Source organism: Rhizobium jaguaris (assembly GCF_003627755.1).
GTDB lineage: Bacteria > Pseudomonadota > Alphaproteobacteria > Rhizobiales > Rhizobiaceae > Rhizobium > Rhizobium jaguaris.
The window spans coordinates 339,910-360,895 of sequence record NZ_CP032695.1 but is presented as its reverse complement, the minus strand read 5'-3'; the positions used below and the strand labels follow the sequence as shown (position 1 = coordinate 360,895).

Below are 20,986 nucleotides of genomic sequence, written 5' to 3'. Positions count from 1 at the left end.
ATCAGCTTTTGATGAAAGCCGCCCCCGCAAGATACGGGAACGGCCGCAATCGAGCATCGCAGGCTCCGAAGTGGAGCAATCGCTGCGTGAGCTGGATCAGGCAACCGGCTTGCGCCAGTCGTCGGAAGCCGAGGTGCCGGCCTTCTCGTGCGTCCAGTCGCACTTGCGGTAGGTGAACGACCATTCTTCGATGTTGCCGCGATGATCGTTGGCGGAGTCATTCACGTCCGGGAGGATCGTCTTGCCTTCGACGAGAACGGCATCCGTCCACTTGATGGTGAAGTAGTGTTCCTGCGTGCCCTTGGTCGAGGTGCGCCAGAACTTCAGTTCGATCTCGAGGTTTTCGCCGGTGGCGAGCGCCTGCCAGAGCATCGGAGAAGCCTTGTCGAGCGGCTTGACGAACACAGCCGGCTCATGGCGGCGCGTGCCGATGGCAGTGCCGGAGTTCGGATCGCGCGGAACGATCGCGTTGCTGCGGAACGAGTAGACGATGGATTCGGCTTCGTGGCCTTCCTGCCAGGTGTTGCCGATGGAGTCAGCGGTCGAAGCGTCCTTGGTGATGGCACCCTGAGTAGCGCCACTGATGGTAATGTAGCCAATGTTAGCCATGAAAAATGTCTCCAGAAAAATCGCGAATGATCAACTGACGGTTCGAGGGTGTCAGCGCCAACAACAGCAGCAAGCAGCATGCCAAACTCATCGCTGAAAAATTCTCCAAGCTTAATCAGTGGCTTGAAGCGGCGACGCCGATTTTTCACCCACTTTCATCTGCGCAGTTTTCTTCTCAGCACCGCTCTAACCGCGCGGGTTTCCATACGTACGCTCCGGTCGGAAAAATCGACGGACCGCACCATCCAGGGGACGGGTCCGATTGATTTCATTGGCTTTCCGGGTCCCGCCCCTCATTGCTGAAATAGGCACTGCGCATTTTTTCTGGAATTGACGATATCGGCCGATCGGAGAAATTTGCCCGACAGACCTCAGCCGACCTTTCGCGTCATCCTTCATCATGGCGGAAGCCAGTCGGGCCGGAGCTGAGTTTTCAGAAGAGGAGCGACGAGCATGCCAGCCATCATCAAGCCGTCGCGCATTGCCACCGCCGTTCATATGGAACCGGCCGAACGCGGTGGGCAGATGACCCTTTCCGCCTTTCTTCTGTTCGATTTCGCAACCCCCGGCAAGTTTTTGACCGACCAGGCGCTGTGGCCGATGGTCGTCGAGCAGATGCCCAAGGGCGCCATCTTCGACAAAGGGCAATTGAAACCCAAGGGCGAAATGATCGTCGCCGGAGCGGCGCTTGCGCCGGGCGACCAGCCGGTCACCGGCATCAGGGTCACCGCAAGACTGGGAGCGATCGAGAAGCGGCTTGCCGTTTTCGGCGATCGCTACTGGCGGATGACGGATCGCGGGATCGTCATGACCGAGGCCCGGCCGTTCGATCGGATGCCGATCGACGACCAGCATGCGTTCGGCGGTCCGGACCACAAGGTCAACCCTCGCGGAAAAGGCGATAAGGCCCGGCAGATCGTCGAAGCAGGCTATGAAGCACCCCTGCCCAACGTCGAGGATGCCGACCGGCCGATACGCTCGATAGACGACAGGCCTCTGCCGGTCGGTTTCGGGCCTCTGCCCCCCGATGCGGCGCAGCGCATGCGCTATGCCGGGACCTACGACCAGCACTGGATCAAGAACGTCTCGCCGCGGAAGCCGGCGGACTTCAATCCACTTTTCCGCTGCGATGCACCCGGGGATCAGCGCTTCGATGCACATTTCACCGGTGATGAAGCCTTTGCCGTCTCAGGCATGTCGCTCGGAGGCCTTGCCGCCGGCCGGTTGCCGAATGTGCGGCTTCGCGCCTTCGTCCACCGCAGCAGCGATGGCAGTCTCACCGAAACGCGGATGGTCTGCGATACCGTGACTCTGTTTCCCAATATCACCAAGGCGACGATGGCGTTCCGCGCCCTGGCAAAGGACACCGATTCCTTCTGTGCGGATATCGCTACGGTAATGATCGCCATGGAACATGCCGAAGCGCCTCCCCGCCCTGCGGACTACTACCGCCATATTTTCACATTGCGTACCGATCGGCAGGAAGCCCATAAGCATGCCTTCTCCGACTTCCAGCTGATGCCCGAGGTCGATCCCGCCATCGTCTCGGCTCGCCGCGCGGCAAAGCTCGAGGACGCGCGCGCAAAGCAGTTGCAGTTCATCGACAATCTGAATTGGGCCGCAAGAAAAGTTGTTGAGGACCAGGGCCTGCCTGCCGACATCGTATCGCCGTTCGACAGCAGCGGTGTCGACGCCTTGCCACTGGTTCCTCAGCCGACCGCGCAGGAAATCGCCGACGGCGATTTCGACCTTGCAGAGCTTATCGATGACGTGAAGACCATGGAAAAGGCGCTTCTCGAAATGCGGGACCGGGAGATGGCGGCCGCCGAACTTCAGCGCCGCGCCCTGGTAAAATCGACGCCGGCATTTCTGAATGATTTCCTGGCGCAGCCGATCGCCGACGACGCCCATATGGCACGCTTCCCCGATCTCAGCCTCGACGAGGACTTCACGGCCGGCCTTGCCGGTGCCGGTCGGGTCCTCGGCGACAACAAGACCGCGCTGGAAGGGCTCCATCCCGAATTCTCCGGCGAGGCCTTCGCGCATCTGCCGGACGAACTGGACAATATTTTCGACACGCTTTCCGACAGCGGCCCCGTGGATGCCGAAGCGGTCGAGAAACAATTTGCGGCTGCCTGTGCCCGGGCGATGCGGCAACCGGAAGGCTCGCTGCTGTTCGAAGCGCGGCAATCGATCCGGAACACCAAACTCGACAGTTTCGACTTCAGTCAGGCCTTTGATCAGACAGCAGATGTGCACCGCGAATTCGCTGATCTCTTCGGCAATATGACGACGAAGACGCCGGCCGGCGAGGCAACGACCTCACCGGCTGGGCTGTTTCCGACGGAGGAGATCGCATTCGACCGCAGCGATGCCGAACAGGCGCTCGCAAAGGCAGCGGCAACCATCGATGCCAAGTTCCCGCATCTGGTGGGCAACGGCGACGAAGGCGACGCCATCGAGCGCCTGATGTCGAAAGTCCGGGAATTTACGCCTCCCGCCACGGACCAGGAGGCCAGGGCGCTGGCTCCAGCCACATTGGTGGAACGCAAGAGATCGGAGGCCTTGGACAATTTGGACGAGGCCGAGGAGATGGTCGACGAAGCGATCCTCGCCGGCAGGCAGAAGACTCCGGCTGCTATCTTTCCGATGCAGGCTTTCCTGCCCGGTGTTGCCGAACGTCTCGGCGCTTTCGTGATCGAAAAGCTGAAAGAAGGTCATGACTTCAGAGGCGCCGATCTTGCCGGCGCCGACCTGCGCAACGCGGACTTCAGCGGCCTCGATCTGCGCGCAACATTCTTCGAGCGCGCCGATCTCACCAATGCTTGTTTCGCGGGCGCGAATCTGGAAGGCGCGGTCTTTACCGAGGCCATCCTTAGCGGCGCAGATTTCAGCGGTGCAGCAATGAGCAAGGCGAACCTTAGCAAGGCCGTCCTGCGCGGCAGCAGGCTCGACCGATGCCAACTCGACAACTGCACGCTGGTCGGCACGGATTTCACCGGAGCATCGGCGCGTGAAATGCGCGCGTCACGGATCACGATTATTGAATCGGTTCTCGACGACGCCGACTTCAGCGGCGCCGATTTGGCCGAAGCGCAGATACTGAAAGGCAAAGCCGATGGTCTGGTTCTGGACAAGGCGCGCGTCAGCCGCGCCTCCTTCATGGTGCTCTCCATGAGGGCCGCATCCTTCAGGGAAGTAGCGCTGGAACGGGTTGCTTTCATGGAACTGACGGCGCCTGGCGCGAATTTCGCGCATGCCCAGATGAACTGCGTCGGCTTCATCGGCAAGGGCGATCTGAGCGGCGGCGGCTTCGAGGAGATCGTGGCCACCGATACATCCTGGAACACTGCCGACATGACGGAGTCCTGCTTTTTGCGGGCGCGGTGCGACTCCTGCCTTTTCAACGATTGCGATATGAGCGCGTCCGATCTGCGTCTTGCCTCGCTGAAACGTGCCCGCTTCGACAAATCCATCCTTGCCGACAGCGATCTCTTCGGCGCCAATCTTTATGGCGCGTCGATCGGCAAGGTCGATCTGCGGCGGACCTCGCTGCGCGGCGCCAACCTCTATCTCGCCAATTTGACAGACGCGATGCTTGGAAGCTGCGACCTGACGGGCGCCAATCTGGGCAAGACACTGCTGGAGGCGCCAAGCGATGCCTAAGCAACCCGAGAGATTACCGACCAATCTCGACGAGATTTTCGATTACCTGGCTCACGCCCAGCCTGTGATGCTGAAGATCGCTTCCGGCACCGATTTTTCGCGGCAATCGATGCGGAAAGCGTCCTTCGTGCTCTGCACCCTCAAATCCAGCTTGTTCGTCGACGCGGACCTGACCGGCGCCTCCTTCACCAGCTGCGATCTTTCGGACACGGTCTTCACCGGCTGCATCCTGTCCGGCACGCGCTTTGTCGACTGCGACCTCTCGCGCGCCGATTTCCGCGATTGTCAATTGGAAACGACGCAATTCGTCGCCGGCAAGGCGGCCCGCGCCGCATATCAGGGTGCGGCGATCGCCAAGGCATCCTTTGCCAAGACGGATATTTCGCAGACCGATTTCCGGGATGTCACCGTGGAGCGCTCGGCCTTCCTCGATTGTCCGATCCAGGGACTATCGCTGACGGGGGCGGTGCTTTCCAGCGTCATGCTGACCAAGGCCGATCTGCGCGATATCGATTTGACCGATGTACATATCGACACCGCCGTTTTTTCCGAAGCCGACCTTTCGGGTAAGGATCTCAAAGGACAATCGCTGCAGAGATGTACCTTCTACAAGGGTAAGTTCACGCAGGCGCGTCTCGATGCCGCCCGACTTGACGGCAGCGTTTTTGCCGATTGCGATTTCGAGGGGGCATCGGCTTCGGGAATTTCGGGGAATATGACCTGCTTCACCAAAAGCAGGATGGACGGGCTCGACTTGTCGAACAGCAATCTGTCGATGTCGAATTTCGTCCAGTCCAGCATCAAGGGCGCGATCTTCAACGGCAGCCAGCTCTATTCGGCCGCTTTCACCGAAGCCGACGCGAAAGCCGCGCAATTCGAACGCTGCAGCCTGCAGCAGGCTGACTTTTCCCGTGCCGATCTTTCCGCCGGCAATTTCGGCGCCGCGACCTTTTCAAATACCAAGTTTCATGCAGCCAGGCGCGATGGCGCGCTGTTCGCCGGCGCATCCGGCAGCGTGATCGAGACAGACCAGGACCGAGCCATCAGCGAGCTCTATTCGCCGCGGATCGTCGTGCTCGATGAAGAAGATACCAGGGAGACGAGGTAAAGAATGTTCGTGAATTCACAAGGGCCCATTCCGGGAATGGATTTCTCGGCGCCTGACGTCTACCTGCAGCCCACACCCGTCGGTCCCGTTCCCGTTCCTTTCATCAGCATGGGGATGCGCCCTACCGATATTCCGACGAATTTCCGATTCCTGATCATGTGCATGCCGTCGCACAATCTCATGAACGAGGCGCCGGTCACGATCAGCGGCCCCGGCCCCGGCGTCGCATCGGGCATGGTATGTTCCGAGAGCCACAATGCCATCGGCTCCGTCAAATTCTTCATTCAAGCAATGCCGGCCACCCGCGCATTGCTGGATCCCACCCTGCAGAACGGCATATCGCCCAATTCGGTCGGGATGACGATCGTTCCCTCCCAAGTGTGCCTGGTCAACCCGAGCGCCTGACGACAACAGCCGAGAGAGTAGAAGATGAGCACGAATAGCATGCAGGAAATGCTGATCACGCTGCCGGGAACAACGTCGGACGCGGTCTACGTCGAAAGCGTCAGGGGACGCGAGGCGCTGTCGAGCGCCTATGAATTCGAGGCCGATGTCGTTTGCCGTACTCCGCTTCAGATCGAGCAGATGCTCGGCAAGGCGGCGAAACTCGAGCTGCGCGTGCTTGACGAGGAAGCCGTGGTCCACGGCATCGTTGCCGCCGCAACAACGCTCGATCCGACCACCAACCGCGAATTCTGCTACCGCTTCGTCATCGCCCCCGAATTGGCCCTGATGAGGCTTAGCCGGCAAAACCAGATCTACGGCACCGATCACGACATGAACGTGGTCGACATTGTCGAGAAGGAATTGAGCGACGGCAACAAGAGCGGCTCCAAAACCGCCTCCAGCCGCATCGGCCGCTCCATCCTGCATCAGATACTTGCCGACAAGTCGAGCTATCCGAAGCTCGATTTCACCATGCAGTACAATGAAAGCGATTTCGATTTCATCTCGCGGCTCAGCGAAAAATTCGGCATCTTCTACATGTTCGATCAAAGCGGCGATCAGGAGGTCGTCCAGTTCTGCGACCGCAAGGAGCATTTCCGCCGCGTGTCGGGACGCAAGCTGACCGAGGAGCTGCCGTTTCGTGGCGAAGCCCAGATCCGCAGCCAGGGCGACTTTGCTATCCGCTCCTTCAAGGGCACCTACAAGGTTGCGGCCGGATCGATCCATCGCCGGGAATTCAACGATGAAACGCCGACGGTCGATCTCTCCGTTTCCCATTCAGCGACCTATTCCGGCCAGGGCATCGACGTGCGCTACGGCGAGAATTACCGAACGGTCGGCGAAGGCAATTTCCTGGCGACGCGGCGGATGGAGCAGGTGGCCGCCGAACGGCTGACATTTGTCGGTGAAAGCAATATTCCGCTGCTCCGGCCCGGAATAATCTTCAAGCTTGTCGATCATCCGATCGCCGAACTCGAAGCCTATTACGTCATCACCCATGCCGAGCATGAGATGACCGAGCCCACGCCGCTCGGCTTCAGCTCAACGGACAAAAAGAGCGAGCCCTATCGCAACCGCTTCACCTGCATTCCCTTCAATACTCAATACCGTCCGCCGCTTTTGACGCCGAAACCCGTCGTCAACGGCTTCCTGATCGGCTTCGTCGACGGCGAAGGCAGCTCCAAGCGGGCAGAACTCGATCAGTACGGCCGCTACCGCATCCGCATCATGGACGAGGAGAGCGGCCTTTCCGGCGGCAAGGCCAGCTATCTGGTGCGCAAGGCCGAGCCCTATGGCGGCGGTGACGGCTTCGGCTCGCATTCGACGCTGAATGTCGGCACGGAAGTTATCCTTGGTTTCCTGCATGGCGACCCGGACCGGCCGGTCATCATGGGTGCCTTTTCCAATGCCCACTTTTCCAATCCCGTCACACAAACCAACAGCAATGTCGCTCATCGCACGCGCACCGCATCCGGCATCATCCTGCAGATGTGCGACGGCGCCGCCAGCTGACGATAGCCAAAGGACACGGCAATGACCGACGCATCCTCCTCTTCGGTTTCAGTCTCCGATACTTCCGGTACGGCTTACCAGAACTCCTCCACCTATCTCTTCGTCCCCGGCGCATTGGGCAAGGATTCCACTGTCGCGACCGACGACAGCAGCACGCCAGGCTCCTATTTCCGGCTTGGCAGCTATTCGGACATGGAGACCGGCGCACAGAAAAATGGCGCCAATCGTGCGCTGTTTTTTCCCAGAGATCATGTCAAGGACGAGACATCAAACGGAAGTCAGAGCGTCGGGAAGGGTATCCTGCTTGCCTGCAACGGCCGACTGCTGATGCGCAGCTCCGACCAGACCTATCTGCATAGCACGGGCTCGATCAATATCGACACTGAGGACAAGCTGAATGTCCATGCGGACAAGGATATCCTCGTCACCTCGAATGAGACGATAACGATCCAGAATGCTCAGTCGAAAGCCATCACGATCATCGCCGGCAACGGTCAAGGGAACCTGACGACCAAAGGTCTGCAGGCCACCATCGAGATCAACGGCAACGAATTCAAATCCACCACCTCGGACAGTTTCAGCTACTACCGATGCAACGTCTACACCTATAAGCTCGGCGGCATGGTCGACGTGACGCTGGGCGGCAAGTTTTCCTATTGGCTGGGCGACGCACTAAGCATCACGACCTCTATCGACCTGACGATCTCGCTCAGCATCGCCATGACCCTCTACGTCGTCAAGGTCGACATAGGCCTCATAAAGGTGGACTTCGTCCGCAACAAATACGAAATGAAAGAAGGCAAGTTCGTCGCGGCCAAGGCCAACTTCTTCATCTTCGGAGCCAAGGCGGAAACAACCGTCACAAAGGCCGACGAAACTGCGGTCAGCAACGAAACCAAGGCCGTCGATTCAGGGGATGCAGGTGTGCAGACCTGGGTCAAGGGCGTGGTTTCGAAGGTCAGCGGACCGGACTCCGAAATATCCGAAATCAAAAGCACCATGTGACGCAATGCCGGAAAACCGGATGGGGAAATAGCATGACAGGACCCATGACGAGCCGATCGACGGTTCAGCATGCCGCGACAAAACTGCCGCCGGCCGCCTCCAACGGATTGATCCGCGGCACGGTGAAAACTCTGATGACCGCTACTGAGGCAGGCGTCGAGACCGACGCAGGAGAGAGCGTTCTTGCCCGGCAAGCGGCAAGCTGCCTGCTAGCGCCGGCGATCGGCGATCGCGTCCTTCTCTGCATGATCGGCAGCGAAACCTATGTCCTTGCCGTCCTTGAACGGGAAAGCCAGCACGCGGCCGAAATTTCCGTTCCCGGAGCCCGCAAGGTTACCATCAGCGCCGGCGAAACGCTGGAGCTGAGTGCGCCCTCGATGAACCTCGCCGCGCGGCAATTGACCCTGCTCGCGCGCAACATGGCGCATGCGGGCCAGATTCTGACCAGCAATTTCAAGACCATCGTCGAAACCGTCATCGACAAGACGATCGGCGCCCGCAGCCTGACGACAAAAGCGGACGTACGAACCGCTGTCATTACCGAGGTGGAGACGCTGAATGCCGGCACGCTGGTGCAAAACATCGACACGGTCGCCACGCAAAACAGCGAGATCGCCCTTGTCACAGCCCAGCGTGATGTCAGGCTGGATGCGGAGCGCGTCAGTGTCGGCTGATCGGCCGGGTTCCCCCAACCCACCACTTTTCTCGCCGCGGACTGGTGCGGTTCGAGCTTCCATGGCATCGAAAAACTGCTCCATCTCTTTGTTCTTCCGCGATTCCGGCGAGAAAGCCGCGGCGCGGTTTTCGTGGAACTGCTCAGATGGTGCTGCGGAATGTTGCTGATCGACGAACGGCTCTCCGCCGCCAGAGGCCACCGGTCCGCCGGGCGCAATGATGACGCCAGTCTACTCTATGAGAGCGTGCTGGATGTCAGTCCCTCGAACATCCCCGCCCTCAAGGAACTCGCGGCGATCCGCCTAACGGAAGGCCGGCTGGACGAGGCGATGGATCTTGCCATGCGCGCTGCGTCACGGGTCAACGATGATTGCGAGGTTTTCGCGCTGCTTGCTAGGGTGGCGCTTCTATCGGACCGTTCGGATGTCGCGGCCGTCGCCATCGAGCAGGGCCTGACGCAGGATCCGCATCATCCCGAAATCAACAAGCTCAAAGCAGGCACATTGCTGCAGGGCGGCGATCAGAAGGCTGCCGAACGGTTGCTCATCGCAGCTTTGAGACATCATCCGAACGATGCCGGTCTGCTGACCGCGCTGTCGCAGATGTATCTGGACGACGGCCTGTCGGAGCCGGCGTTGGCCTACAGCCATAAGGCCCTCACCCAGAATCCGGACAATCCCGACCTGCTCGCACTCGTCGGCTCGCAGCTTTCCGTCCTCGGCAACCATGCCGAAGCCCTCCCTTACCTGGAGCGCGCCCATCTGCAGCAGCCTTCGAATGTTCCTCTTCTGAGCTACCTCGCCGAAACGCTTCTCAGTGTCGGTCAACTGACGGAAGCGCATCGCCTGGCCAAGCGTGTCGTCACCCTGATGCCGCACCTTCTCTCCGGCTGGCAGACTTATGTGAAGGTCATGGCCTACCGTGGCGACGCAGAAGCCGCGCTCGCCGAATTCGTTGCGATCGCCAAGCAGCACCCCGAAAAAATCGAGGCGGCGCTGACGCTTGCCGGCGCCTACAGAATTTCCGGCAATCCGGCTCAGGCGCTGCGCCTGCTGCAGCCGCTGGCGGCCAAATTCGCGACGCTGAGCCCGACACGCAAGATGTTGGCCACGGCTCTCATCCGCGATTGCTGCCTGACGCTGGGGCTCTTCGACAAGGTGGCGGCCACATTCCCGCAGACGGATCTGCATGCCATGCTCGGCCTGACGCAACATGGCGGGAAAAACGCCGAAAACGATGAGCTACCTGCGGCGCTTGCCGAAACGAGCCTGGTCATCGACGGCAATCTCTCCAGCCTCGATGCCATGGTCTTGCTGCGCTTCAACCTGTGCCCGCCGGAAACCGGCCCTCCGACGAGAGTGCTCGGGGCGTCAAGCCTTGCCGATATCGTCGCTCTCATGCCAGGCAAACGTTTCGAAGCCAATGACATGCCGGAGGCCGACGACAGGGATGACATCGTCCGCGCCCTGCCGCTCTCCTACACCCTGGCACTTCCCGAGGGCATGCGCGGCACTATGACCTCGACCGTACCCTATGCCAGAGCACCCGAGGAGAGGCGGGAAATCTGGCGCCGCTCGCTTGCCGGACTGCCACGGCCGTTAATTGCACTGGCGTGGGACGCAACGCGCCCGGGGCTGCTCCTTGACGACTACCGGACCGCCTTCAACGGTTTCCAGGGCACCCTCGTCAGCGTCATGTGGGACGAAGCGCGCCATCAACTTTCCGATTGGTCTCTCGTGATCGATGCCGGCGTTCATTTCACGTCGATGGCCGATCTTGCCGCTGTTATCGCCGAGACGGATGCGATCATCGGCCCGAACGGAGTTCCCCTGCATCTGGCCGGCGCCATGGGCGCGAAAGCCCTGCTGCTGACGCTACCGAACTGGCCGTGGTACTGGCATAACCAGGATGGCGTTTCATCCTGGTATCCTACCGTGAAGGTCCTCAAGACTGGGACCATCGGCAGCTGGGCCGCGGGGATCGAGGAAATTGCACCGGCGATCGGAGAATTCTGCCGCTCTCTGTGCGTCCCGTCCCTCGCATCGAACGGTCGTGATCCGACTAACCTTTCCGCAGCCGAGAGAGGCAAGCCATGACATCCTGGCGTCCGCCAACGCGTGAACCCGATGCGCTTCGCGCCGCCCTTCACGATTATCTTCGCAATCGCACAGCGCAGGTGTTCCTCAGCAAGGCCGCGACGCTGCAATCGCTGGGCCGCGCGGAGGTGGTCATGAGCAATGGCCGCAACCTTGCCATCGACCTTCGCATATCGCCCGTCGACATCACGAAATTCGCCGATCGCGCCACAATCGTCTTTGCCGTCGAGGGGCATGCCGCCGAGAACGGTACAGGCTACGAAGTCAACGGGCGGATCGTCCTTGACCGCAAGACGCTGGCATACCTCTCGATCGAGGTCAGCCCGACGGTCATCAACGGCGGCGTGCGTGCCGGCTAGGTTCGGGCTTGCTTGGAAACATTGTTGCCGAATCTCGCGGCGGTTGGGCGAGAACGAAAGCGTATTTTACGGTAGTTTACACATTGAATTCTCGCGCGAAGGCAAGCGGTTGGCCAGTCCTGAAATTTGGCAGCGCAAGCGCGGCGTTTGGACAGACGGCGTGCAATTCATATCGATGCGCAATGCAGGCGTGTCTGCGACGACGTTACCGTAACATAACCGTAACTTACTTCCGTGCGCGTTAGCTTTCGGGCAGGTTTTGCCGGCACGCCGATCCCGGCGTTGAAATCTCCATGGGGGACAAGAATGTCGAGGAGAAGCAATCTTTTCGCGGCGGTTGCGCTTGCCTGCATTGTGCACGGCGGGCTCGTGCAGGCCCAGACCATGAGCTATGCGGATGCGATCACGAAACTGGCGGGCGACTGCGGTTCCGACATCCACAAATTCTGCAGCGGTCTGAACCTCGGTGGCGGCCGCATCGCCGATTGTCTCCAGCAGAACGCCGCGAAGGTGTCGCCGACCTGCAAGGCCTCGGTCGCCAGCGTCGTCCAGTCGATCAGCCTGCGCGAGCAGGCGCAGGCGGCCTATAGCGACGTCTGCAGGTTCGACATTGCCCAGCGCTGCAGAGGCATCAAGGGCGACGGCAATATTCTCGCCTGCCTCGTCAAGAACAAGCTGACCACCGACAAGTGCAGCCAGGCAATCACCGATGCAGGCTGGAGGTAAAACCATGATCGCGCGTTCCTTCAAGACACTCGCAGTTCTCCTTGCCGTCTCCATGGTGCCGGCAGGCCTCGCCGTCGCCCAGCAGGTATCCCAGCAACGGATCATTTCGGGGCTCGGCAAACTCAAGGCGAACGCCCAAGCCGTCGATGTCGAACTGTTGCGCCAGGAGGCGATGAAAGGGGCGGGCCAGCCGATGTCGGCGCTGCCCAATTGGAGCAGGATCGGCCAGCTGCCGCAGATGGTCGTCGAGATCAATTTCGAAAATGACTCGGTCGCCATCGAGCCGGAATCCTATCGCACCCTCGGATTGATCGCCGACGCCCTGCACCATCCCAATCTTTGGGCCTACAAGTTTCTGGTGATCGGTCATTCCAGCTCGACCGGCGACGCGAAACATAATCTCGAGCTCAGCGATCAGCGCGCCGCAGCCATCAAGGAAGCGCTGGGAACCACCTTCGCCGTCGATCCGCAACGGCTCTATGCCGTCGGTGTCGGCGAGGCTTTCCCGATCCCAGGCTCCAACACAGAAGCCGCAGCCAACAGGCGCGTGCAACTCGTCAATCTCGGCGTCTTCACTCAAAAAAAGTGAGGCAAGAACCGTCCAGCACTTGGGCAACATGGGAATGACTGCAGCCGGGACGGGCATATCTCAATCGACGACCTGTACCGAAGAACCGCGCAGGCGCGAACTTGAGTGTTACACATGGGAGCCACCCTCCTCTAGAGCAATTCCAGGAAAAGTGCGAAGCAGTTTTCCGTCCGGAATTGCGTAAAAACAAAGGGATAGAGCGGGACGGCGATTCCGTGAAACGCTGAACCGCTCTAGGTCGGACGAAACTGTCTTCAGCATCTGAACGACCGGACTGCGAGCAATTGCCAGGAAGGCCAAAATAGGGAAGGACGTGAGATTCATATGACGACCCTAAACCAAGCCGTCGATCGCCATCTGCCTGCATCAACGGGCATGGATTTTATGGAACAGCGAAAACCTACCTCAAGCACTGCTTTTAAGGTAAGGGCTGGCCAGGGCATCTACTGCGAAGGCCAACGCGCGAATGTGATCTACCAGGTCCAATCGGGTGCGGTTCGCGTCTACCGGCTCATGCAAAACGGCCAGCGCCACATCCTCTCCTTCTATGGGCCGGAGGAATGGTTCGGCCTCCAGGATGGACCCTTCCATGACGATTTCGCGGAAGCTATTTGCGATTGTCAGCTGCAGCCGTTCTCTATCGGCGGCTTACCAACGCTGCCGGTGAACCTGTTGGGCATCGCACTGACCAGCCTCGCTTACGCGAACTCACGGCAACTTATGATTGTCCGCCAGAGCGCGCTCGAGCGTGTCGCCGTCTTCATGAAAGAAATGGCTGATCGCCATCCCGGCGTAAACGAATTCGAGCTTGTTATGTCGCGCGCCGATATCGCCGATTATCTGGGACTGACAGTCGAGTCGGTCGCGCGCTCGTTCACCAAACTGCGGACAAGCGGAATTATCCGCCTTCACGGACGAGGCCAACGCTATGTTCGTATCGTCAATGCCGACGCTCTTGCAGCGCTTAGCATGTAGGATTCGAGCCGGCCTATCTGACGCCGCATCGAACCGCGACATCGCCCCTCCCACGTCGCCGAGGCCAATTTGCTCGGCGGGGAGATTTTCCGCAGCATCGGGCGCGCAATCCTTACGCTCGCGCTCCCGCACCCTTCCTTGGAGGTGACTACCAATGGCTCGCCTATCTATAATCAGAGCGTCCAAACCGGTGGCTGTAATGGCGGCCACGGCCTACCTGTCGCTTAACCTGTCGGTTTCGGCAGCCTACGCGCAGCGCGGCCCGTTTGACGACTTCCCGATCGTCATCACCTGTGAACAGAAGGGCACGCAGCACGCCTTCTACCTCTCGAGGGTGACACAGGACGGTACAGCGACCTACATCGCTTCAGAAAGGATTGCAGGGACTATTTCGCTCGGCGGCCAGGCAAAGGCCGTCGGCGGTCCCGCGGGAGGAAACTGTGTAGGCAAAACCCTTCAGGAACTCCGTGCCTCGGGCCAGGCCTATGATCTCCGACGTTAGCCGCTCAATCAAGCGGCCCCAATCAACCAGAGCAGCGTTGCGATAACGACATGCGCAAAGTCAAGTGTCTAAGGCGCAAGGAGCGAAAGTGAAAGATCGCGACACGCTTTGGAACTCACGCTCGAAATGCAAGATGCCGGTCCACTGATCGGTGTTGGCTGTGTCCCAGTTCGTGTACGAGATTTCAGCTGGATTGGCATGGCAGGAGACGCAGACATTGCCGGTCGCGGCAAAAAAATCGATCACGATTTTCGGATGGGCCTCGGCAAATCTCAACAGCGGCGAAATGATGCCGTTGTCAACTTGCCAATCTTTCCTGTGATTTGCCGACTGTCTCCCGAAAGGTAGCAAAGAATTCGGCCGCTAGTTTCTTGGCCGTGGAATCGATCAGGCGCGCGCCAAGCTGGGCGATTTTTCCACCCACGTCAGCCTTCACCACGTAACTGAGAACCGTGACGTCCAGTCCTTCGGAGTGCAGTTGCACGTCGGCTCCGCCCTTGGCAAAACCAACGACACCGCCTTTGCCCTCGCCTGCAATGCGATAAGAATTCGGTGGATTGAGATTGGTCAGTTGCACGGCACCTTCAAACCGGGCCTTGATTGGACCGATCTTAAGCGAAACGGTTGCCGTCATATCGGTATCGGACATCTTTTCCAGCCTCTCGCAGCCGGGAATGCATTGGCGCAGGATGTCGGGGTCGTTGAGCGCCTGCCAGACGGTTTTCAAGGGCGCGTCAATCCGCTCGCTGCCTGTCATATCCATATCAGAACTCCTCTTTCATGATGATTGGCGGCCGGCAGGCTGGCGTTGCCCATGCCTGCGCCGTTCGATGATCTCGGCAAGAATCGAGAGTGCTATCTCTTCCGGCGTAATCGCCCCGAGATCGAGCCCGGCCGGAGCCTTGATCCTGGCCAGCGCGGCGGCGTCGATGCCGTCGGCGGCAAGCTTTGCCTTGAGCACCGCTATTTTCCGCCGGCTGCCGACAAAGCCGAGATAGGCGGCATCTGCCTTCAGTGCCGCTCTCAGCGCTGCTTCGTCGCCTTTGCTCTGTGTCGAAACGACGATGTAGCAGTGCGCAGAATAGGTCTCCGGAATATCGAATCCCTCAACAAGCAGATCGGCGTTCGGTCTCTCGGTAAAATCGGCCGGCGGAGCTGCAGCGGTTATGTGAAATCCAAAGTACCGCGCAAGATCGGCCAATGCGATCGCGACCGGACTTGCCCCCAGGATTACGAGGGACGGGCGCGGCAGTACCGGTTCGACAAAGATGTCCATCGTACCCTTGCTCGGACACGTATTCTTGGCGAAGCGGATGCCCTCGCGACTTTCGCCCGGCTGGACGCCCAGTTCGGCGAGAAGATTTTCAGGCTGAACCGAGACAAGTCGCGACTCGCCATCGAGCAGCGCATCCTGTGCGGCCTTCAGGACCGCGCCGCGGGCGCAGCCGCCGCCGATCCACCCGGCCGCAATCGTACCGTCGGGCCGGATCACGGCCTTGGCTCCGGCTTTCGCGGCCGTCACCGAAACCGTGCGGACGACGGTCGCGAGCACGAAGGCTTCGTCCGCGGACCGCATTCTTGATACCAACTCCATCACATCGACATGGGCGGTCATGACATCCCTGCCTCAGAGTTTGGCCAGATAGGGTTCGAGTGCCGCCAGGCTCTCCAAGGAATGGGCAGGCGCATGCAAGTCCACATAAGGCAATGCCGCCTTGATACCTGAGGCTTCCGGCGTATAACCGTCCCAGCCCATCATTGGGTTGAGCCATACGATCCGTCGGCAGCGACGCGCGAGCGCCGCCATTTCCCGGCCGAGCAATGCCGCATCGCCGGTCTCGTAGCCGTCGGAGACGATCATCACGCAGGTCCGCGAATGGATCACCCGTTCGGCATAGGCGCGATTGAAAGTTTGCAGGCATTCGCCGATCCGCGTGCCACCGCCGGCGCCCTGCACCATCATCGACAGCCGATCGAGCGCACGGGCGGCATCCCGCTCCTTCATCGCGTCGGAGACATGGGCAAGCTGCGTGTGGAAAAGAAAGGCTTCCGCCTCGCGAAAGGCGTCGAGAACGCCGTGCATGAAGCGCAGGAAAATGCCGGTATACATGCTCATCGAGCCGGAAGCGTCGAGCAGCATGACGAGCCGCAACGGCTTTGTCTTACGCCGGCGCCGCACAGGATTGATCGGAACGCCGCCATGGCTGACATTGCGATGGATGGTACGCCTGAGGTCGAGGCGATACCCCTTGCGGCGGGCCACATCCCGGCGGGTCAAACGGACGCGCATGGCGGCGGCAAGCCGGGCGGCGATCATATGTGCTTTTTCTATAGCGTCCGGATCGGACAGTTTGCGGAAATCCGTCTGTTGAAGGCTTTCGACCCGCGATGCACCCTCCATACGGCCTTCGCTCCCGCCTGCCCGATCGTCCGTCTCATCCGATTTCGGCAATTGATCGCCAAGGGCCGGCCCACTCCTGGCATCATCGGCTGCGGCTTGAGCTTGTGAACTGCCGGACGGCTTGGATGCATCCGAGACGATCGCACGGGAGCGCAGATGCTTGCCGAGCCAGAAGGCGTCGAATACCCCGTCGAATCGGTCCCAATCGGCCTTGCGGGCACAAAAGAGATGCTTGAAAGCCGAACGCAGCAAGTCGGGTCTGGTCGCCATCTCCGTCTGCATCAGCGACGCGGCGTCCTGACCTTCCTTCAATCCGACGGCGAATGCATTATCCCGAAGCGTGCGCAGGAAAGCGGCGAGCCTCTTCGCAACCAGGCGCGAAAATTCGTTCATGTCGTCCGCAGTCAGAAGCGTATCGCAGCAGCTCATGCGACCCTCCCAAGCAGGCGCTCCGTCACCTCGCGACTGATCCGCACGCGATCCTCCCGCGTCTTCAAAAGACACATCAGCGTCTCATGGACGGTCTCGGGCTCCGCATGCAGGTCGACAATATCAAGGCCGACGAGTACGGCTGCCCAATCGAGCGTTTCCGCCACGCCGGGCACCTTCCGCAGATCCTCTTTGCGGATCTTTTCGACCAAACGAGCAACCTGCAGCGCCAATGATGCACCGGCGCCGGCTACCCGAGCCATGATGATGCGCGCCTCGCGGTCGACATCCGGATAGTCGACATAGTGATACAGGCAGCGTCGGCGCAGCGCATCGGAGAGCTCGCGTGTCCCGTTCGAGGTCAGGACCACATGCGGTATGGACGTGGCTCGCACCGTCCCGAGCTCAGGAATGGATATCTGAAAATCTGACAGCAATTCCAACAGGAAAGCTTCGAACTCCTCGTCGGCGCGATCAATCTCGTCGACAAGCAGGACAGGCGGACGCGGGCGTCGGATCGCCGCCAACAGCGGTCTTTCAAGAAGATAGTCCTCGGAAAATATCCCACGCTCGATCTCGGCGGCGTCCATGCCCTGCCGCGCCTGGATGGCCAGCAATTGCCGCTGATAGTTCCATTCATAAAGCGCCGCGGACTGGTCGAGGCCTTCATAACATTGCAGCCGGATTAGTTCCGTCTCATGCGCGATCGCGAGCGCCTTGGCCACTTCCGTCTTGCCGACGCCGGCCTCTCCCTCCAGCAGTAAAGGCCGGCCGAGCATCTGCATGAGGGCGATGGCGGTCGCAAGATTACGATCAGCGATATAGCCGGCCGCAACAAGCCGCTCAGTGATCACCTGGCGTGGTAGAACCTCGCCCCGTTTCGCCCCCTCTCCGTTTCCGGAGAGGAGGCCGTTTTTATCGTGGGAATCAGATCGTGTGGAGGACATGAGACGCGGTTCCGGTCAGGCGATCGCCCCGAGACGTTTCGCCGCCTGCCAGTTGCGCCAGAAGTCATGCGGCATCTGGATGTGCGTCGAGCCGAGAAACGAGAAGGCATCGTTGACAGCATTGGAAAAGGCGGGAACACCGCCGACGTTCGGGCTTTCTCCGACACCCTTGGCGCCGATCGGGTGATGGGGCGAAGGCGTCACGGTAAAATCCGTTTCCCAATGGGGCGTTTCGACCGCCGTCGGCATGAAGAAGTCCATGAAAGAGCCGGTTACGACGTTGCCGTCATTATCGTAACGGATCTCCTGGCCCATAGCGATCGCAAAGGCTTCGGTCAGCCCGCCATGCACTTGTCCTTCAATGATCATCGGATTGATGCGGGTGCCGCAATCGTCCAGTGCATAGAAGCGGCGCACCTTGTAGACACCGGTATCGACATCAATATCCATGACGCAGAGATAGGCGCCGAAAGGATAGGTCATATTCGGCGGGTCGTAATAGCTGACCGCCTCCAGCCCAGGCTCCAATCCTGGCGGCGGCGCGTTGTAAGCGGCCCAGCAAATATCCTTCATCGACTTGAACTTCTCCGGCAGGCCCTTCACCCGGAAGCCGTCGATATCCCATTCGAGATCGTCCTCATGGATCTCGAGCATATAGGCGGCAATCATCTGCGCCTTGGCCCTGATCTTGCGCGCCGCCATGGCGATCGCCGCCCCTGCAACGGGGGTCGAGCGGGAACCATAGGTGCCGAGGCCGTAGGGCGCGGTATCGGTATTGCCTTCCTCGACCGTAATATCGTCGGCCGGGATGCCGAGTTCCGTGGCGATGATCTGCGCCCAGGTCGTCTCATGGCCCTGGCCCTGGCTCTTCGTTCCCATGCGGGCAATGCCGGAGCCGGTTGGATGCAGGCGGATTTCGCAACTGTCGAACATAGCGATGCCGAGAATATCGCAATTCTTTGACGGTCCGGCGCCAACGATTTCGGTGAAGAAGGAAACGCCGAGCCCCATGATCTCGCGAGTTTCGCCGCGCTTGAAGGCGTCGCGTTTTTCGGCCTGCTCACGACGGAGGCCGGCGTAATCGACCGTCTCCATCATTTTCTTCATAGCGGTGTGGTAATCGCCGGAGTCATATTCCCATCCGAGCGCCGAATGATACGGAAACTGTTCGGGCCGAATGAAGTTCTTCAACCTAAGTTCCACCGGATCCATGCCAAGCTTCTGGGCAAGGATGTCCATCGCCCGCTCGATGCAATAGGCCGCCTCGGTCACCCGGAAAGAGCAGCGATAAGCGACGCCACCGGGCGCCTTGTTGGTATAGACACCGTCGACCGCCAGATGCGCCGTCGGAAAGTCATAGGAGCCGGTGACGATGTTGAAGAAGCCGGCCGGCCATTTGGACGGATCGGCGCAGGCGTCGAAGGCGCCGTGATCGGCAAGCACATGCACACGCAGGCCGGTGACCTTCCCTTCCTTCGTCGCGGCGATTTCGGCGGTCATGTGATAATCGCGGGCAAAGGAGGTACTGGTCAGGTTCTCGATCCGGTCCTCGACCCATTTCACCGGCTTGCCGGTGACGATCGATGCGACGGCGGAGCAGATATAGCCCGGATACGCGCCGACCTTGTTGCCGAAGCCCCCGCCGATATCCGGGGAGATCACATGGATCTTGTGTTCCGGGATCTTGGAGATCAACGCAACAACCGTACGGATGACATGCGGCGCCTGGAATGTGCCCCAAATCGTCAGCTCACCTTTGACCTTATCGAAGGAGCAAAGGCATTGGCAGGTTTCGAGCGGCGACGGATGCGTGCGGTGATAGGAGATCAGCTCCTTGATCGTCACCTCCGCTTTGCGGAAAGCCGCGTCTGTCAGGTCCTTGTCGCCGACCGTCCATTCGAAGATGTGGTTGGGATGCTTGCGCGGCCCGTGCGCCCCGTCTTTCTTGTCCTTGATGTCTTCGCGCAGAACAGGTGCATCCGGGTCCATCGAATGGAAGGGATCGATCAGAACCGGCAATGCCTCATATTCGACTTCGACAGCATTGATGCCATCGTCTGCGGCGTAGCGGTCGGTTGCGACGACGAACGCGACTTCCTGGTTCTGAAACAGCACCTTGCCATCGGCAAGCACCATCTGGACGTCGCCGGCCAGCGTCGGCATCCAGGCGAGATTGACGCCCTTGAGGTCTTCCGCCGTCAGCACGGCGAGAACGCCCGGCACCTTCAGCGCCTTGTCCTTGTCGATCGATTTGATGCGAGCGTGCGGATACGGCGAGCGGACGAAATCCCCGTGCAGCATACCGGGCAGCTTGACGTCATCGACGTAATTGCCCTTGCCCTGGGTGAAGCGAATGTCCTCCACCCGCTTGCGTTTGCAGCCCATGCCCTCAAGCTTCGCTTCGCGCTGCTCGCGCGTGACGGTCATCTCGTTCATTCTGCCGCCTCCTTGAATTCAACGCCGTTGATTTTTGCGGCGGCATATTGGATGGCCTTGACGATGTTCTGGTAACCCGTGCAGCGACACAGATTGCCAGCGATGCCAAAGCGGATTTCTTCCTCGGTGGGGTTCGGATTTTCCTGCAGCAGCCTGTGGGCGCGCACGATCATGCCCGGCGTGCAGAAGCCGCATTGCAGGCCGTGCATCTGGCGAAAGCCTTCCTGAAGAGCCGACAACGTGCCATCGGGATTGGCGATTCCTTCGATCGTGGTGATCTGCGATCCCTGCGCCTGCACCGCAAAGACGGTGCAGCTCTTGACCGACATGCCGTCGAGATCGACGGTGCAAGCACCGCAATGGGTGGTCTCGCAGCCGATATGGGTGCCGGTCAGGGCCAAGTTTTCGCGGATGAAATGAACGAGCAGCATTCGCGGCTCGACAAGGCCCTCCACCTCGGCACCGTTCACCGTCATTGTCACATGAGTTTTCGCCATTGTTGCC

Annotated in this window: 19 protein-coding genes; 12 read left to right on the top strand and 7 right to left on the bottom strand. The window is 60.0% G+C overall.

Translation table 11 applies throughout. The features are described from left to right. Nucleotides 1-96: 96 nt before the first annotated feature. Entirely contained in the window at nucleotides 97-609 is a 513-nt protein-coding gene (locus CCGE525_RS23795; RefSeq protein WP_120706827.1) for an Hcp family type VI secretion system effector, read from the bottom strand. Between the two features lie 453 nt (nucleotides 610-1,062). Here CCGE525_RS23795 and CCGE525_RS23790 point away from each other — a divergent pair, with 453 nt between their 5' ends. From CCGE525_RS23790 to CCGE525_RS23735, 12 genes are all read left to right on the top strand, one after another. Then, nucleotides 1,063-4,275: a DUF2169 family type VI secretion system accessory protein gene (locus CCGE525_RS23790; protein ID WP_120706826.1), complete on the top strand. Its 3,213-nt coding sequence runs from the start codon at nucleotides 1,063-1,065 to the stop codon at nucleotides 4,273-4,275. Beyond that, nucleotides 4,268-5,383, top strand: a complete 1,116-nt coding sequence (locus tag CCGE525_RS23785) for a pentapeptide repeat-containing protein (RefSeq protein ID WP_120706825.1) — start codon at nucleotides 4,268-4,270, stop codon at nucleotides 5,381-5,383. The genes CCGE525_RS23790 and CCGE525_RS23785 overlap by 8 nt, the downstream gene beginning before the upstream one ends. Before the next feature lie 3 nt (nucleotides 5,384-5,386). Further along, entirely contained in the window at nucleotides 5,387-5,788 is a 402-nt protein-coding gene (locus CCGE525_RS23780; protein ID WP_120706824.1) for a PAAR-like domain-containing protein, read from the top strand. 24 nt (nucleotides 5,789-5,812) lie between these two features. Then, nucleotides 5,813-7,342, top strand: a complete 1,530-nt coding sequence (locus CCGE525_RS23775; protein WP_120706823.1) for a type VI secretion system Vgr family protein — start codon at nucleotides 5,813-5,815, stop codon at nucleotides 7,340-7,342. A gap of 21 nt (nucleotides 7,343-7,363) precedes the next feature. Further along, nucleotides 7,364-8,347 carry a hypothetical protein gene (locus CCGE525_RS23770; protein ID WP_120706822.1) on the top strand — a complete coding sequence of 328 codons (984 nt, stop codon included), beginning with the start codon at nucleotides 7,364-7,366 and terminating at the stop codon, nucleotides 8,345-8,347. A gap of 32 nt (nucleotides 8,348-8,379) precedes the next feature. Continuing rightward, entirely contained in the window at nucleotides 8,380-9,021 is a 642-nt protein-coding gene (locus CCGE525_RS23765; protein WP_120706821.1) for a DUF3540 domain-containing protein, read from the top strand. A 159-nt stretch (nucleotides 9,022-9,180) separates the two neighbouring features. Then, nucleotides 9,181-11,118, top strand: coding sequence for a tetratricopeptide repeat protein (locus CCGE525_RS23760; RefSeq protein ID WP_120706820.1), 1,938 nt, complete (start codon nucleotides 9,181-9,183; stop codon nucleotides 11,116-11,118). After that, a complete protein-coding gene (locus CCGE525_RS23755; protein ID WP_120706819.1) occupies nucleotides 11,115-11,477 on the top strand; it encodes a hypothetical protein in 363 nt (120 codons plus the stop codon). Before CCGE525_RS23760 ends, CCGE525_RS23755 begins: the two co-directional genes overlap by 4 nt. A gap of 306 nt (nucleotides 11,478-11,783) precedes the next feature. Continuing rightward, nucleotides 11,784-12,203 (top strand): cysteine rich repeat-containing protein, encoded by a 420-nt coding sequence (locus tag CCGE525_RS23750; protein ID WP_120706818.1) that lies wholly within the window; start codon nucleotides 11,784-11,786, stop codon nucleotides 12,201-12,203. 4 nt (nucleotides 12,204-12,207) lie between these two features. Continuing rightward, nucleotides 12,208-12,792, top strand: coding sequence for an OmpA family protein (locus CCGE525_RS23745; RefSeq protein ID WP_120706817.1), 585 nt, complete (start codon nucleotides 12,208-12,210; stop codon nucleotides 12,790-12,792). Nucleotides 12,793-13,116: 324 nt separating this feature from the next. Then, entirely contained in the window at nucleotides 13,117-13,767 is a 651-nt protein-coding gene (locus CCGE525_RS23740; RefSeq protein ID WP_120706816.1) for a helix-turn-helix domain-containing protein, read from the top strand. A gap of 199 nt (nucleotides 13,768-13,966) precedes the next feature. Further along, nucleotides 13,967-14,269 carry a hypothetical protein gene (locus CCGE525_RS23735; RefSeq protein ID WP_120708593.1) on the top strand — a complete coding sequence of 101 codons (303 nt, stop codon included), beginning with the start codon at nucleotides 13,967-13,969 and terminating at the stop codon, nucleotides 14,267-14,269. A gap of 298 nt (nucleotides 14,270-14,567) precedes the next feature. On the opposite strand, the gene CCGE525_RS23725 is transcribed toward CCGE525_RS23735, so the two are convergent. Genes CCGE525_RS23725 through CCGE525_RS23700 form a run of 6 tightly spaced genes read right to left on the bottom strand, consistent with a single transcriptional unit; the run spans nucleotide 14,568 to nucleotide 20,979 of the window. Further along, entirely contained in the window at nucleotides 14,568-15,032 is a 465-nt protein-coding gene (locus tag CCGE525_RS23725; RefSeq protein WP_120706814.1) for an SRPBCC family protein, read from the bottom strand. Between the two features lie 15 nt (nucleotides 15,033-15,047). Next, nucleotides 15,048-15,884 carry an XdhC family protein gene (locus CCGE525_RS23720; RefSeq protein ID WP_120706813.1) on the bottom strand — a complete coding sequence of 279 codons (837 nt, stop codon included), beginning with the start codon at nucleotides 15,882-15,884 and terminating at the stop codon, nucleotides 15,048-15,050. A 12-nt stretch (nucleotides 15,885-15,896) separates the two neighbouring features. Continuing rightward, nucleotides 15,897-17,099 carry a vWA domain-containing protein gene (locus CCGE525_RS23715; protein WP_120706812.1) on the bottom strand — a complete coding sequence of 401 codons (1,203 nt, stop codon included), beginning with the start codon at nucleotides 17,097-17,099 and terminating at the stop codon, nucleotides 15,897-15,899. Beyond that, entirely contained in the window at nucleotides 17,096-18,046 is a 951-nt protein-coding gene (locus tag CCGE525_RS23710; protein ID WP_120706811.1) for an AAA family ATPase, read from the bottom strand. The genes CCGE525_RS23715 and CCGE525_RS23710 overlap by 4 nt, the downstream gene beginning before the upstream one ends. Nucleotides 18,047-18,061: 15 nt before the next feature. Continuing rightward, nucleotides 18,062-20,482: an aerobic carbon-monoxide dehydrogenase large subunit gene (locus tag CCGE525_RS23705; protein WP_120706810.1), complete on the bottom strand. Its 2,421-nt coding sequence runs from the start codon at nucleotides 20,480-20,482 to the stop codon at nucleotides 18,062-18,064. Beyond that, nucleotides 20,479-20,979, bottom strand: a complete 501-nt coding sequence (locus CCGE525_RS23700; protein ID WP_120706809.1) for a (2Fe-2S)-binding protein — start codon at nucleotides 20,977-20,979, stop codon at nucleotides 20,479-20,481. The genes CCGE525_RS23705 and CCGE525_RS23700 overlap by 4 nt, the downstream gene beginning before the upstream one ends. Between the last annotated feature and the right edge of the window lie 7 nt (nucleotides 20,980-20,986).

What these genes read in the sequence shown, in the direction of transcription:
- CCGE525_RS23725 (WP_120706814.1), bottom strand. Translation starts at nt 15,032, where the DNA reads ATGGATATGACAGGCAGCGAGCGGATTGACGCGCCCTTGAAAACCGTC.
- CCGE525_RS23785 (WP_120706825.1), top strand. Translation starts at nt 4,268, where the DNA reads ATGCCTAAGCAACCCGAGAGATTACCGACCAATCTCGACGAGATTTTC.
- CCGE525_RS23735 (WP_120708593.1), top strand. Translation starts at nt 13,967, where the DNA reads ATGGCGGCCACGGCCTACCTGTCGCTTAACCTGTCGGTTTCGGCAGCC.
- CCGE525_RS23790 (WP_120706826.1), top strand. Translation starts at nt 1,063, where the DNA reads ATGCCAGCCATCATCAAGCCGTCGCGCATTGCCACCGCCGTTCATATG.
- CCGE525_RS23770 (WP_120706822.1), top strand. Translation starts at nt 7,364, where the DNA reads ATGACCGACGCATCCTCCTCTTCGGTTTCAGTCTCCGATACTTCCGGT.
- CCGE525_RS23715 (WP_120706812.1), bottom strand. Translation starts at nt 17,099, where the DNA reads ATGAGCTGCTGCGATACGCTTCTGACTGCGGACGACATGAACGAATTT.
- CCGE525_RS23700 (WP_120706809.1), bottom strand. Translation starts at nt 20,979, where the DNA reads ATGGCGAAAACTCATGTGACAATGACGGTGAACGGTGCCGAGGTGGAG.
- CCGE525_RS23775 (WP_120706823.1), top strand. Translation starts at nt 5,813, where the DNA reads ATGAGCACGAATAGCATGCAGGAAATGCTGATCACGCTGCCGGGAACA.
- CCGE525_RS23795 (WP_120706827.1), bottom strand. Translation starts at nt 609, where the DNA reads ATGGCTAACATTGGCTACATTACCATCAGTGGCGCTACTCAGGGTGCC.
- CCGE525_RS23765 (WP_120706821.1), top strand. Translation starts at nt 8,380, where the DNA reads ATGACAGGACCCATGACGAGCCGATCGACGGTTCAGCATGCCGCGACA.
- CCGE525_RS23755 (WP_120706819.1), top strand. Translation starts at nt 11,115, where the DNA reads ATGACATCCTGGCGTCCGCCAACGCGTGAACCCGATGCGCTTCGCGCC.
- CCGE525_RS23780 (WP_120706824.1), top strand. Translation starts at nt 5,387, where the DNA reads ATGTTCGTGAATTCACAAGGGCCCATTCCGGGAATGGATTTCTCGGCG.
- CCGE525_RS23745 (WP_120706817.1), top strand. Translation starts at nt 12,208, where the DNA reads ATGATCGCGCGTTCCTTCAAGACACTCGCAGTTCTCCTTGCCGTCTCC.
- CCGE525_RS23750 (WP_120706818.1), top strand. Translation starts at nt 11,784, where the DNA reads ATGTCGAGGAGAAGCAATCTTTTCGCGGCGGTTGCGCTTGCCTGCATT.
- CCGE525_RS23740 (WP_120706816.1), top strand. Translation starts at nt 13,117, where the DNA reads ATGACGACCCTAAACCAAGCCGTCGATCGCCATCTGCCTGCATCAACG.
- CCGE525_RS23760 (WP_120706820.1), top strand. Translation starts at nt 9,181, where the DNA reads ATGTTGCTGATCGACGAACGGCTCTCCGCCGCCAGAGGCCACCGGTCC.
- CCGE525_RS23705 (WP_120706810.1), bottom strand. Translation starts at nt 20,482, where the DNA reads ATGAACGAGATGACCGTCACGCGCGAGCAGCGCGAAGCGAAGCTTGAG.
- CCGE525_RS23710 (WP_120706811.1), bottom strand. Translation starts at nt 18,046, where the DNA reads ATGTCCTCCACACGATCTGATTCCCACGATAAAAACGGCCTCCTCTCC.
- CCGE525_RS23720 (WP_120706813.1), bottom strand. Translation starts at nt 15,884, where the DNA reads ATGACCGCCCATGTCGATGTGATGGAGTTGGTATCAAGAATGCGGTCC.